The organism is Silvania confinis (assembly GCF_025564085.1).
GTDB classification, from domain to species: domain Bacteria; phylum Pseudomonadota; class Gammaproteobacteria; order Enterobacterales; family Enterobacteriaceae; genus Enterobacter; species Enterobacter confinis.
Genome location: NZ_JAMGZJ010000078.1, coordinates 1,111,306 through 1,123,450, shown reverse-complemented (window position 1 = coordinate 1,123,450; position 12,145 = coordinate 1,111,306). Strand labels below are relative to the sequence as shown.

10 protein-coding genes are annotated in these 12,145 nt (G+C 57.2%); 5 read left to right on the top strand and 5 right to left on the bottom strand.

Features of this window, described 5'->3' with window-relative positions; genetic code table 11:
• Window positions 1-81: 81 nt before the first annotated feature.
• Window positions 82-1,143: a 7-bladed beta-propeller protein YncE gene (yncE, locus tag M8013_RS23340; protein ID WP_271270119.1), complete on the top strand. Its 1,062-nt coding sequence runs from the start codon at window positions 82-84 to the stop codon at window positions 1,141-1,143.
• Between the two features lie 121 nt (window positions 1,144-1,264).
• Here yncE and ansP read toward each other — a convergent pair whose 3' ends face one another.
• Both ansP and M8013_RS23330 read right to left on the bottom strand, forming a co-directional pair.
• On the bottom strand, window positions 1,265-2,761 hold the full coding sequence (gene ansP, locus M8013_RS23335; protein WP_271270118.1) for an L-asparagine permease: 1,497 nt from the start codon (window positions 2,759-2,761) through the stop codon (window positions 1,265-1,267).
• A 207-nt stretch (window positions 2,762-2,968) separates the two neighbouring features.
• Entirely contained in the window at window positions 2,969-3,904 is a 936-nt protein-coding gene (locus M8013_RS23330) for a LysR family transcriptional regulator (RefSeq protein WP_271270117.1), read from the bottom strand.
• Between the two features lie 111 nt (window positions 3,905-4,015).
• On the opposite strand from M8013_RS23330, the gene M8013_RS23325 reads away from it, so the two are divergent.
• Complete coding sequence (locus M8013_RS23325) at window positions 4,016-4,414, top strand: (R)-mandelonitrile lyase (RefSeq protein WP_271270116.1); 399 nt, start codon at window positions 4,016-4,018, stop codon at window positions 4,412-4,414.
• Here M8013_RS23325 and M8013_RS23320 read toward each other — a convergent pair.
• The 3 genes from M8013_RS23320 to M8013_RS23310 all read right to left on the bottom strand — a co-directional run bounded on the left by M8013_RS23320 (window position 4,386) and on the right by M8013_RS23310 (window position 9,019).
• On the bottom strand, window positions 4,386-5,693 hold the full coding sequence (locus M8013_RS23320) for an MFS transporter (RefSeq protein WP_271270115.1): 1,308 nt from the start codon (window positions 5,691-5,693) through the stop codon (window positions 4,386-4,388). The two genes, M8013_RS23325 and M8013_RS23320, sit on opposite strands and share 29 nt — an antisense overlap.
• Before the next feature lie 2 nt (window positions 5,694-5,695).
• Window positions 5,696-6,946: an MASE1 domain-containing protein gene (locus tag M8013_RS23315; protein WP_271270114.1), complete on the bottom strand. Its 1,251-nt coding sequence runs from the start codon at window positions 6,944-6,946 to the stop codon at window positions 5,696-5,698.
• 537 nt (window positions 6,947-7,483) lie between these two features.
• Window positions 7,484-9,019 carry a methyl-accepting chemotaxis protein gene (locus M8013_RS23310; protein ID WP_271270113.1) on the bottom strand — a complete coding sequence of 512 codons (1,536 nt, stop codon included), beginning with the start codon at window positions 9,017-9,019 and terminating at the stop codon, window positions 7,484-7,486.
• Window positions 9,020-9,363: 344 nt separating this feature from the next.
• On the opposite strand from M8013_RS23310, the gene M8013_RS23305 reads away from it, so the two are divergent.
• The 3 genes from M8013_RS23305 to M8013_RS23295 all read left to right on the top strand — a co-directional run bounded on the left by M8013_RS23305 (window position 9,364) and on the right by M8013_RS23295 (window position 12,133).
• Window positions 9,364-9,903, top strand: a complete 540-nt coding sequence (locus tag M8013_RS23305; RefSeq protein WP_271270112.1) for a P-loop NTPase family protein — start codon at window positions 9,364-9,366, stop codon at window positions 9,901-9,903.
• A gap of 110 nt (window positions 9,904-10,013) precedes the next feature.
• The gene (locus tag M8013_RS23300; RefSeq protein WP_271270111.1) at window positions 10,014-11,015 is read left to right on the top strand and encodes an MsnO8 family LLM class oxidoreductase; all 1,002 of its coding nucleotides are present in this window, start codon (window positions 10,014-10,016) and stop codon (window positions 11,013-11,015) included.
• Window positions 11,012-12,133, top strand: coding sequence for an amidohydrolase (locus tag M8013_RS23295; protein ID WP_271270110.1), 1,122 nt, complete (start codon window positions 11,012-11,014; stop codon window positions 12,131-12,133). Before M8013_RS23300 ends, M8013_RS23295 begins: the two co-directional genes overlap by 4 nt.
• Window positions 12,134-12,145: the final 12 nt, after the last annotated feature.

Sequence of the window (12,145 nt, the reverse complement as noted above, 5' to 3'; positions counted from 1 at the left end):
GCATCAATAACAAGGCGAAGCGACGACTTCGCCTGAAGGAAGCGATGTCGGCGATACCATTTATTGTAAAAGGGAGTTGTTATGCATTTACGTCATCTGTGCTCGCCGCGTCTGCGTGGCTCACTGCTGTTGGGTTCTCTGCTGGTTGCCGGTGCTTTCAATGTCCATGCCGCAGAAGAGATGCTGCGTAAAGCCGTCGGTAAAGGTGCGTATGAAATGGCTGTCAGCCAGCAGGAAAATGCGCTGTGGGTGGCGACAACGGCGAGCCGCAAAACCGACAAGGGTGGGGTGGTATACCGTCTCGATCCGCTGACGCTGGAAGTGACCCAGGCTATCCATAGCGATCTGAAGCCTTTTGGCGCCACCATTAATAACAGCACCCAGACCCTGTGGTTTGGTAACACCACGAACAGCGCGGTGACCGCCATCGACGCCAAATCCGGCGACGTGAAAGGCCGTCTGGTGCTCGACGATCGCAAGCGTAGCGAAACCGTGAAACCGCTGCAGCCGCGTGAGCTGGTGGCGGATGAGACCACCAACAGCGTCTACATTACCGGCATCGGTAAAGAGAGCGTGATTTGGGTAGTGGACGGCGAAACCCTGAAGCTGAAAACCACCATTACCGGCACCGGCACGTTCAGCACTGGCCTGGCGCTGGATGCGAAGGCGAAGCGCCTGTACACCACCAACGGTGACGGCGAGCTGCTGACTATCGACACGGCGACCAACAAGGTTATCGAGCGCAAAAAACTGCAGGACGACGGGAAAGAGCACTTCTACCTGAACCTGAGTCTCGACATCGAGGGGCAGCGTGCGTTTGTTACCGATTCCAAACAGCCAGAAGTGCTGGTTGTCTCGCTGAAAGATGGCAAAGTCATCGACAAAGTGGCGGCACCAGAATCGCTGGCGGTGCTGTTCAACCCGGCGCGTAACGAAGCCTACGTCACCCACCGCGAAGCGGGCAAGGTGAGCATCATTGATGCTAAAACCTATAAAGTGACCAAAACCATTGATACGCCAACCTTCCCGAACAGCCTGGCGCTCTCCGCAGATGGCAAAACCCTGTACGTGACGGTGAAGCAGAAGTCGACCCGCCAGCAGGAAGCAACCCAGCCGGACGACGTGATCCGTATCGCGCTGTAAGCCAGACATTGCCGGGTGGCGGCTTCGCCTTACCCGGCCTACGAACGTCGAACCCGTAGGCCCGTGCAAGCGCAGCGCCGCCGGGCAAAAAAAACGGTCACCGAGGTGACCGTTTTTATTTTTACCTTGAGGTTTCTTCCACCAGCGGGCCGTCCCGCTTTTCATCGTCCGGATGAACCGGCGCGGTGCTGTGAATTTCCTGTACGCGCTTACGCACACCAAACCAACCCGCAACCAGCAGCACCGCCAGCAGCGGAATAGTGGCGATGGTGTAGGTGCCGTTCGGGTAGTCGAACGCCATCAGCACCAGCACGCTGAACAGGAACAGCAGCGTCAGCCATGAGGTCACCGGAGCGCCTGGCATTTTAAAGCTGACTTCAGCCGCGTGGCCTTCTTTGATCGCTTTGCGCAGACGCATCTGGCACACCACGATAAAGGCCCAGGAGGCGATAATGCCCAGCGCGGCGACGTTAAGAACGATCTCAAATACCTGCGACGGCACCAGATAGTTCAGGAATACGCCGAACACATACACGACCAGCGTCGCCAGGATACCGGCATACGGCACCTGCTGTTTGCTCATCTTCGACATAAACTTCGGCGCGGAACCGCCCATCGACATGGAACGCAGGATACGACCAGTCGAGTACAGGCCCGAGTTCAGGCTCGAGAGCGCTGCGGTCAGTACCACGATGTTCATGATGCTGCCCACGTACGGCACGCCCAGCTTCGAGAAGAAGGTGACAAACGGACTCTGCCCGGCCTGATAGGCATTCCACGGCAGCAGCAGCACCAGCAGTACCACCGAACCGACATAGAACAGACCGATACGCCAGATCACGCTGTTGATCGCTTTTGGTACGGTGTTCTGCGGATCCTTACATTCGCCCGCGGCGGTGCCCACCAGTTCAATCGAGGCAAAGGCAAACACCACGCCCTGCACCAGCACCAGTGCAGGCATCAGCCCGTGCGGGAAGAACCCGCCGTTATCGGTGATCAGGTGGAAGCCAGTCATGTTGCCGTCCAGCGGCTTACCGCTGCCGAGGAAAACGGTGCCGACCACCAGGAAGGTCACGATCGCCAGCACTTTTACCAGCGCGAACCAGAACTCCATTTCGGCGAACCACTTTACGCCGATCATGTTCATGGTGCCGACAATCGCCAGCGCGCCAAGGGCAAACACCCACTGCGGCACATCGCCAAACGCGCCCCAGTAGTGCATATACAGCGCCACGGCGGTGATATCGACGATCCCGGTCATTGCCCAGTTAACGAAGTACATCCAGCCTGCCACGTAAGCGGCTTTTTCGCCGAGGAACTCACGGGCGTAGGAGACAAAGCTGCCGCTGGACGGACGGTGTAGCACCAGCTCGCCAAGGGCACGCAGAATAAAGAAGGAGAAGATCCCGCACACCAGATAGACCAGGGCGAGGGCCGGGCCGGCCATTTGCAGACGTGCGCCTGCACCTAAAAACAGCCCGGTACCGATGGCACCACCGATGGCGATCATCTGTACCTGGCGGTTGCCCATCGCTTTGTGATAACCCTCTTCGTGGGCGTTCAGCCAGCGACGTTTTGCAGCCTGATGTTCAGCTGCGCTGTTGTTGTTGGTTTTCATTGCGTTACCTGTTTACCTGTCTTTATCAATGTCGTGATGTTCAAACCCGGCAGGGGGCAATACAAACGATTGCTTCTGCGCGGAAACATGCTGCCTTTCCAGTCATTCTGCGTATGGATAAGGCAAAACATGGCGAAGCATCCTACCCGCAATTAATAAACGACGCAAAAAATAACGGGCTGAAAGTGATGCACATTGAAGTAAAAATCAGGGCAGGCGTGACGTTGTCACATTGTAGGCCGGATAAGCCACTGAGGTATTGCGCAGGGCCTCGACCAGTAAGGCGAAGGCGGTGGTGTGCTGACGGCGGCTAGGGTAGTAAAGATGATAGCCTTCAAACGCCGGGCACCAGTCTTCCAGCACCCGCACCAGCCGCCCCTCGCGGATAGCCTCCTGCACCGTATCTTCAGGAACATACGCGAGCCCCAGACCGGCTTCGGCGGCATCAAGGCGCTGGGGCAGATTGTTCAGGGTTAACTGCCCCTCAACGCGCACCCGCAGCTCGTGGCCGTCCTGCTCAAACTCCCATGCATACAATCCCCCGCGGGTGGGCAGGCGCATATTGATGCAGCGGTGACTGGCCAGTTGCTCAGGGATGTGCGGCTCACCATAGCGGGCGAAGTAGGCCGGGGAACCGACCACCGCCATTCGCATATCCGGGGCGATGCGCACCGCAATCATGTCTTTTGCCACCTGCTCGCCCAAACGCACCCCCGCATCAAAGCGGCCGTCAACGATATCCGTCAGGCCGTTATCCACCGTCACTTCGACGTTGATGTCCGGGTATTGCGCCATAAAGGGTTTAAGAATCGGCCACAGCACCTCGGACATTGCATGTTCCCCGGCGGTAATGCGGATATTGCCCGCTGGGGTGTCACGCATGTCGCGCAGGGCAGTTAGCTCCTGCTCGATCTCCAGCAGATGTGGGCTCAGGCGCATAAACAGCTGCTCGCCCGCCTCGGTTGGGGCCACGCTACGGGTGGTGCGCGTCAGCAGGCGGACATCCAGCCGCGCCTCGAGGTTACGCATGGCGTGGCTGAGAGCTGACTGAGAGACCCCGAGCTGGGCGGCAGCGCGGGTAAAGCTGCGCTCGCGGGCGACAACCATAAACGACAGCAGATCATTAAAATTGTCTTTCAGCATTGCGCCACTCCCAATATATGAATTGTATTCATGGTTCATTTCTGATTATGCAGTCTAATGTTCGGGTGCGTCTTGCGCTACTGTTAATGCCACAGCACAAGAGGAGTCAGCATGAAAATTATCCGTAGTGGTTCATTACCGTCTGTCCGTGGTCCTGAGGCCTGGTTTACCGGCACTGTGCGTATCGATGCGCCATTCCAGGCCACCGAGCCTGCCAAAGTGGGCGGGGCAACCGTTACCTTTGAGCCGGGCGCACGTACCGCATGGCATACTCATCCGCTGGGACAAACCCTGATCGTTACACAGGGCCGCGGCTGGTTGCAGGAGTGGGGCAAAGAGGCAGAGGTCTTAAATCAGGGCGATATCGCGTGGATCCCGCCGGGTGTCAAACACTGGCACGGGGCCTGCGCACAAACGGCGATGACCCACATTGCCGTGGCCGAAGCGGTCAACGGCAGCCCGGTAGACTGGCTGGAGAAAGTTACTGACGACCAGTATCCGCAGCCGTAAAGAGTTTCTTTTTAATCAGCGACATCAGCGACACATCCGTCGGATGAACAACCGCATGCAGCGCCCGGGTGTAATCCAGCACCAGTCCGGGCGTCCACGCCATGTTGGTGGCTCTTTTGCGCAACTGTGCGGCGATCCACAGTTCCGGTATAAAGAACAGGCGCGCAAACCCGCCCCGGGAACAGCGCTCCTTTAACGCGCCATCCAGCGCGGCTTCAAGGGCATATGCCACGCTGCTGGAGCAGTTGCGCCAGGTCAAATTGTAGGTTTCGCTCTGGCGGTACTGCGTCCAGAAGCGGGTCAGCGAGGCGGCATTAAAGGTCGAGAAGTGGATTTTGCGATCGGATTCGCACCAGATACCCGCTTCATACGGGTAGTTCGGTTGATATTTCCCCGCCACCGTATTGGCTTCGACCGCCTTAAGCAGGTTAAAAAACTCGGAGGGCGAACGGTCGATCTCCGCCGCCGGATACAGGCTGATATACAGAGCCGGTGGGAATTCCAGCGCCGCATGGCCGGTTGAAATCACCCCGTTGGCATCGACGGCGGCGATATAGCGATTGATGACCGGGCGCGGCAGCGTCTGCTGTTTGGCCGATCCTTCCGGGGTCCAGACATGAACGGTAAGCTGCTCGCCTGGCGGACTCTCCACGGCCTGCGGCAGCGCCTCGCGCTTGCGCGGGAATAACCCCTGCGGTGCCAGAATATCGAACACCGAACGACCGTGGCGGATCTGCCGCATCCGCAGCGAAAGCAGCACCGACTGCGAACCCCCGGTGATCATGACCATGCCAATAAACTGCGAAACGGTGCCGTCATGTTCTGACGGAAAGGGTAAGAACAGAAAAATGGCAAAGATGATCTGCAAAATCCCGGCCAGCAGGGCGCGCCGCCAGTGCGCAAAGCGCACCACCACCGCCGAGGCAATGCTGAACAGACCAATGATGAAATAGGCAATGCCGAGCACGATCGCCATCGCCAGAGTGCCGTCATGGCGCCCCGATAAAATCAGAATGGCAATCAGCAGGAACAGACCACCTTTGAAGTAAAAAATCCCGCGCTGGGTGTCCCGGGTTGCCGAGCCCAGCGCCAGCGATACCAGGCTGTCGAGCAGCAGAAAAATGCCGAACAGGTGCAGGGGGAAGTGTCGGCCACCCTGTAAACCATCGATAAAGATCGACAAGCCCAGCCCGCCCCACAGCACGCCAGCCACCATAAAAAACGGTGCCGCTTTGCGCACGAACGCCGCGCCGGCGAGTAAAAAGGCGATTTGCAGCATCGTTAACCTTCCTCCTCAGTGGTGGGCTGAAACAAGCCGCCGTTTTCTTCGGACCAGAACGCCACAATCACCGGGCGATCCTTGTCCACCATCATCAGCATATTACGTTCCGCCATCAGTGTAGGCTTATGACCGTCGATCGCCAGCGTAAAGCGAAATGTCTCGGCCACGGGAAAGTGTTGCGCTACCGCCTGCCAGCGGGCGGCCATCTGCGTCTGTTGCCTGGGATCGGGTAGCTGCGCCAGCAGCGCTTCCCGACGGGTGATGAGGGCTAATGAGGCGGCGAGGGCAGATTGCGCGTGCGGGTTCCAGTTCAGTTGACCGCTTTCAGGATCCAGGGAATAGGCGATATCCCAGGTGCCGCGATCGGTACGCGTTGCGTGCTTTTTTTGGGCGCGAATAAATACCAGCAGCAGTGCGGCAGCGGACAGATAGCATTGCGCCAGCATAATCGACTCTTCCGGAGCCAGGCTGGCGAAATAAAACGGTCCCGTCTCATGCCATGACGCATAGATAACCACGGTGCTGAACAGGATAAACGCCAGTGAACCCAACCGATCGCCACAGACGATGGTCGTGCCCGCCACCATTACCAGCGGCAGGCAGGCGAGGGCGTAAATCAGGGCGATATTGTCGCGGCTGTCCGGTACGCCGCTAAAGGTGAGCAGGGTCACCAGCAGCACGGCAAGCGATAAACACAGGCCGAGGATCGGCTTTTGCTGCGAGATTTTTTCGTCAGCGGTGATTAGCCCCATGAGTGGCGGCGTAACAAACAGGATGCTGGTGACGTTGGCACTCCAGGCGATCCACAGCCAGTGCATCTGTGAACTCCCCGCGAGATACGACAACCAACCAATGCCCGCCAGTGCGCCCAGGGCACTGATTACCAGAGTCGAGATCAGCCAGTTGACGATTTTGTGCAGCCGATCGTAACCCCTCGAAAAATAACGCACGCTCCAGGCAATCGCCAGATTGCTGGCCAGCGAAAACAGGCCCAGCATCACAGAAAGGTGCAGAACATGCTGGAACGTCCCCCCCAGCAGCAGGCGGGCGAGCAGCAGGGTGATAAACAGCACGGGCCACTGTTTTGGCTGGGTGACAAGAAAAGCGGTAACCGCTACGCCTGCGGGCAGCCAGATAAAAGGCAACCGCGTCGCTGGGCCATCGAGGAATAAGGAGATCCAGCCCAGCAGATAGTAGAGCGCACCCCATGCGAGCAACATGACTGCTAACGTCTTTTTATCTGCTTTCATCCAGTCCCCCCGGCGCGATCGTCGCTTTTAAAAAGATATGACCTTTTCGCCGGGTTAGCCATATTTGAGCATGGGATGAGTGATCGAAGGTTAACAGGAACCGTTTCAGCCGATGCAGCGGTCTTCCAGGTGTCACGGTAGATCATGTTACCTTCCCATAAGTATGCGGGTGTAGACAGACAAGTTCCCTGGGTAAAGTGTTTATAAGGCTGATTTCAAATGCTTACCACTTCACTTAATAACTAAAAAAAGTGATGATGATTATGGCAAGCAGGTATTAACCTTAATGGACTGTCAGGAATAAAATACACCTGCGCTAAAGCGTATGCGAATGTCATCGCGTAGGAGTTTAGGCGATCAATTTTTATGCGTAAAATGATAATGTCTGCATTCTGATGGATGTGTTATTGAAAATGCCAGGTGCTCAGGATTTATTACTGGTGAGTGTAATAAAGAAAAGTAAGGCGTGATAATAATAGTGATCTAGCAGCATCGGCAACACGGAATCGGGGCGAAATAAACTCGCCCCGATATTCTTCACCCGCCAAACACCGAAACCGCCTGCTGCAGGCGCGTGGTGCGCTGGGTGAGGTGATGTGCCGCGCTGGTGACGTTATCCACCATTCCGGTGTTATTGTGGGTCATTACCCCAATGCGCGAGATCGACTCATTAATCAGGCTCAGGGCCTGGGTTTGCTCCTGGGTTGCGTGGCCAATCTCTTTAATTAGCGCTGACATATTCAATACGTTGCCAATCATTGCCGTGAGGTGGGTTTCGGTTTGTTCTACCATATTCACCCCTGCATTGACGCTGGAGACGTTTTTCTCGATAAGCTGGGCGATCTCCTTCGCAGCTGAGGCGGAATGCTGGGCCAGATTACGCACTTCGGCTGCCACCACCGCAAAGCCGCGTCCCGCTTCCCCGGCGCGTGCGGCTTCGACGGCCGCATTGAGGGCCAGAATATTGGTCTGGAAGGCGATACGGTCGATCACCGCAATAATGTCGACAATCTGGCCGTTATCCTTCGATACCGACTGCATCATGCCGATGGTCTGTTTCATGATGGTTTCACCGTTATACGCGCTGGCACTGGTTTGATCGGCCATCAGGATCGCTTCCCCGGCAGTTTCGGCGGTCTGTTTGACCGCGCTGGCAATCTCTTCCACGGCGGCGGCGGTTTGCTGCAGATCGCCCGAGGTCTCTTCCGAGCGAGCCTGCAGCGCGCGGCCTTCGGTTTCGACCTGCTGGCTGATATCGCGGATACCGCTGATTTGTGCCCCGACATCATCGACCAGCGAGTTGAGGTTTAACCCGGACTGATTAACCAGGCGCATCATTAAGCCAATTTCGTCGACGCGGTCAAAATGGTAATACTCAGTTTTACGCCCCGATACTACGCGCTGCATCTGTTTAACAATCGACTTTATTGGCCGACTGATTTGGGCATTCAGATACATCGCCAGTAAAATAAACAGCACCGCCGTGGCCGCCATTTGTATTGCGGCTGCGGGGAGTAAAAAGGGAATAGCCAAAGCCAACAGCGCACTGACGAACAGCGCATAATTAACGCGCTTTGTGGTGCTGAGTCGTTTAAATATTGACAGGAAAGATAATATCCCCCGGCGAACCAGCAGCCCTTTATAAAAGCGATGACCTTTTAATTCGTTATTCTGCACGCGCTGATAAAGCTGCTCGCTGGCGTCGATCTCGGCGCGAGTAGGAATATTACGCACCGAAATATAACCGGTCAGCGTGTCCTGCTGATAAACCGGCGTAACGTTGGCGCGCACCCAGTAGTGATCCCCGTTGTGGCGGCGGTTCTTCACCAGCCCCGTCCAGCTCTCGCCCTGTTGCAGGGTAAACCACATATCGCCAAAGGCCTCGGGTGGCATATCAGGATGACGGATGACATTATGCGGTTCACCAATAAGATGTTCTTCTTTATAACCACTGGCGACAATAAAGGTAGAGTTAGCGTAAGTAATATGGCTCTGGGTATCGGTGGTCGACATTAGCGTCGAACCATCGTTAAGTAAATACTCGTTTTGTGTAACGTGGTTGTTACGCTTCATGAGTAACTCCATGGTGATGTCTGAGTATAGAAAAGCCGCCCGATAAAGTGTCAGGCAAGATGTCATCGTTATTCTTTAATATTACGGCTGGCGTATTCTCTACGTAATTTTAGGAATTGGAAAGCGCCTGACTTAACTATTTTTTATCTATTAATTGGCGCTAATGTAATAGAATTGCAATAAAGCGCACGGGTTAATTATTGCCTGCGGTGGAATGCGTCGACTTAAGGTAAATATGAAGTAAATAATGACTCCGTGGGGTAAACCAGGCTTTCGAAATGCCGTTTCATTAACAATGCTAAAACGTTAATATGACGCTCGACCCTTTTCTGCGCGAGGACAGTGTGAAAATCAATATTATTGGCACCAGCGGCAGCGGAAAAAGCACGCTCGCCCGACGTATCGCCACCAGGCTGGCGCTGCCCTGTATCGAAATGGATACCCTGTACTGGCAACCTGACTGGCAGGGCACGCCGGATGAAGAGTTCGTCAGCAAGCTGGAGGCCGCGCTCGACGCCAGCCCAGGCTGGGTGCTGGATGGCAACTACAACCGCACCCGGGCGATTAAGTGGCGCGAGATCGATCTGGTGGTGTGGGTGGATTATGGTTTTGCCCGCACGCTGCACCAGGCGGTGACGCGGGCGATACAACGCGCCTGGACCCAGCAGGAGCTATGGCCCGGCACCGGCAATCGGGAAAGCTTTCGCCGTTCGTTTCTAAGCCGCGAATCGATCCTTATCTGGACCCTCAAAACCTGGCGCAGCAACCGTATTCGCTACCAGGCCGACATGGATAATCCCGCTTACGCCCACATCCGCTTCGTGCGGATCACCTCCCGCCAGCAGGCCGATGCGCTGATCGCCAGCTTACAGACCGCCCGCTAAGCTGGCGTTGTATATCTGAAATCCGGCAAACCAAATGTAAATTAATTGTTTCTCAGAGGTGAAATCGCCCCTTAATAATGGCGACATGTTTAGTCAAACGAGATTGCAACATGTCATGGCGAATCAGCATTCTGGATAAAAGTCCTGTCGCGGAAAACGAAACGGCCGCCGATGCGCTGGCGCGCACCTTAAGCCTTGCGCAGCAGGCAGAGGCGCTCGGTTATCACCGCTTCTGGATTGCCGAACACCATAACACCCCGCAGCTGGCGAGTCCGTCGCCTGAGCTGCTGATTGCCTGGATCCTCGGGCAGACCAAACGCATCCGCGTTGGTTCCGGCGGCGTGATGCTCCAGCATTACAGCCCGTATAAAGTGGCCGAAAACTTCAACCTGCTGGCGGCGATTGCACCGGGTCGCGTCGACCTGGGCGTAGGTAAAGCGCCGGGCGGGCTGCCGCTCTCTACCCGGGCGTTACAGCAGGGGCTGAATCAGCAGGAGAAAGGCGATTTTGCGACCCAACTGGCGCAGCTCGACGGCTGGTTACACCCGACTGCGCTGGCAGAAGAAGAGGCGGTTCGTGCCACGCCGCTGCCGCAAGTGCCTGCCCAGGGCTTTTTGCTGGGAGCCAGCGCCGAGAGCGCGCGCCTCGCCGCCAGCCTCAACTGGAACTTTGTCTTTGCTGCCCATCTTAACGGCGACCCTGAGCTGCTGCGCGAGGTGATTACCACCTGGCGGGCGCACAGTTTCCGCGAGGTGGTTGTTGCGGTACAGGCGATTGTAGCCCCGACCCAGGCGCAGGCCGAGGCGTTGGCAGAGGCGGTAGAAGTGTGGGGCGTGGAGCTGGCCAACGGCCAGCGGGTCACCGTCGCCAGCGAAGAGCAGGCGTATGCCTTTGCCCGCCAGGCCGGAAGCGAGCCGCTGCGCATTGCCCGTCGCGCGCAGTCGCTGCTGGCAGGCACCGCCGAATCGGTACTGGAGAAGCTGGACGCGCTGCATCAGCAGTGGGGCATTGACGAATTCATTATCGATACGCCGGTGGCGGATGGCGCTGCCCGGGTGCAATCGCTGCGTCTGCTGGCCGAGGCTCGCCAGCACCGGAAGGTGGCGGTATGAGCTTTGGACAACAGCTGATCGCCTGGCGTCGCGAACTGCACCAGCACCCGGAACTCTCCGGGGAAGAAGTCGATACCACCGCGCGCCTGCGCCAGTGGCTGGGCGATGCCGGTATTAACGTGCTGCCTTACGATCTGCATACCGGCGTGGTGGCTGAGATTGGCGAGGGCGACAAACGCATCGCCCTGCGCGCCGACATTGATGCCCTGCCAATTGAGGAGCGCAGCGGGGTGCCTTTCAGTTCACAACGCGCAGGGGTGATGCACGCCTGCGGACACGATATCCACACCAGCGTGATCCTCGGTGCCGCTTTACAGCTGAAAGCGCGGGAAGCCTCGCTCAATGGTCGGGTGCGGATCCTGTTTCAGCCAGCGGAAGAGAACTTTGGCGGGGCTAAAAGCCTGGTTCGCGCCGGAGCCCTGCGTGACGTCAGCGCTATCTTCGGCATGCACAACGAACCCGGCCTGCCGGTGGGCAGCTTTGCCACCCGCGGCGGGCCGTTTTACGCCAACGTCGACCGCTTTATCTTCCGCATTACCGGCAAAGGGGCGCACGCCGCCCGTCCACACGAAGGTAACGATGCCATTGTGCTTGCCAGCCAGCTGGTGACCGCCCTGCAAAGCGTTGCCAGCCGCAACGTGAATACCCTGGATTCGGTGGTGCTGAGCGTAACGCGCATTACCGGAGGCAACACCTGGAACGTGCTGCCGGAGAGCGTCGAGCTGGAAGGCACGCTGCGTACCCATCGCACCGAGGTGCAGCAAAACGTCAAAGCCCGGGTGTCTGAGATCGCCGCCGGGTTTGCCAGCGCCTTTGCCGCGCAAATCGACATCACCTGGTATGCCGGGCCGACCGCGCTGGTTAACGATGTGGTATGGGCTGACTTTGCCACCTCGGTGGCGCGCGAGAGCGGTTACGAAACCCACCACGCCGAACTGCATATGGGGGGAGAAGATTTTGCCGTCTACCTGCAACACATTCCTGGTGCTTTCGTCAGCATCGGCAGCGCCAGCCCGTATGGTCTGCATCACCCGGCCTTTAACCCGGATGAAGCCTTAATCGAACCCGCCGCGCGGTATTTCGCCCAGCTTGCGGAAAAAGCCCTGAATCAACTTTAAGTGAAGGAGTGA

Coding starts and splice junctions, on each gene's coding strand:
- yncE (WP_271270119.1), top strand. CDS start 82: ATGCATTTACGTCATCTGTGCTCGCCGCGTCTGCGTGGCTCACTGCTG.
- ansP (WP_271270118.1), bottom strand. CDS start 2,761: ATGAAAACCAACAACAACAGCGCAGCTGAACATCAGGCTGCAAAACGT.
- M8013_RS23330 (WP_271270117.1), bottom strand. CDS start 3,904: ATGCTGAAAGACAATTTTAATGATCTGCTGTCGTTTATGGTTGTCGCC.
- M8013_RS23325 (WP_271270116.1), top strand. CDS start 4,016: ATGAAAATTATCCGTAGTGGTTCATTACCGTCTGTCCGTGGTCCTGAG.
- M8013_RS23320 (WP_271270115.1), bottom strand. CDS start 5,693: ATGCTGCAAATCGCCTTTTTACTCGCCGGCGCGGCGTTCGTGCGCAAA.
- M8013_RS23315 (WP_271270114.1), bottom strand. CDS start 6,946: ATGAAAGCAGATAAAAAGACGTTAGCAGTCATGTTGCTCGCATGGGGT.
- M8013_RS23310 (WP_271270113.1), bottom strand. CDS start 9,019: ATGAAGCGTAACAACCACGTTACACAAAACGAGTATTTACTTAACGAT.
- M8013_RS23300 (WP_271270111.1), top strand. CDS start 10,014: ATGTCATGGCGAATCAGCATTCTGGATAAAAGTCCTGTCGCGGAAAAC.
- M8013_RS23295 (WP_271270110.1), top strand. CDS start 11,012: ATGAGCTTTGGACAACAGCTGATCGCCTGGCGTCGCGAACTGCACCAG.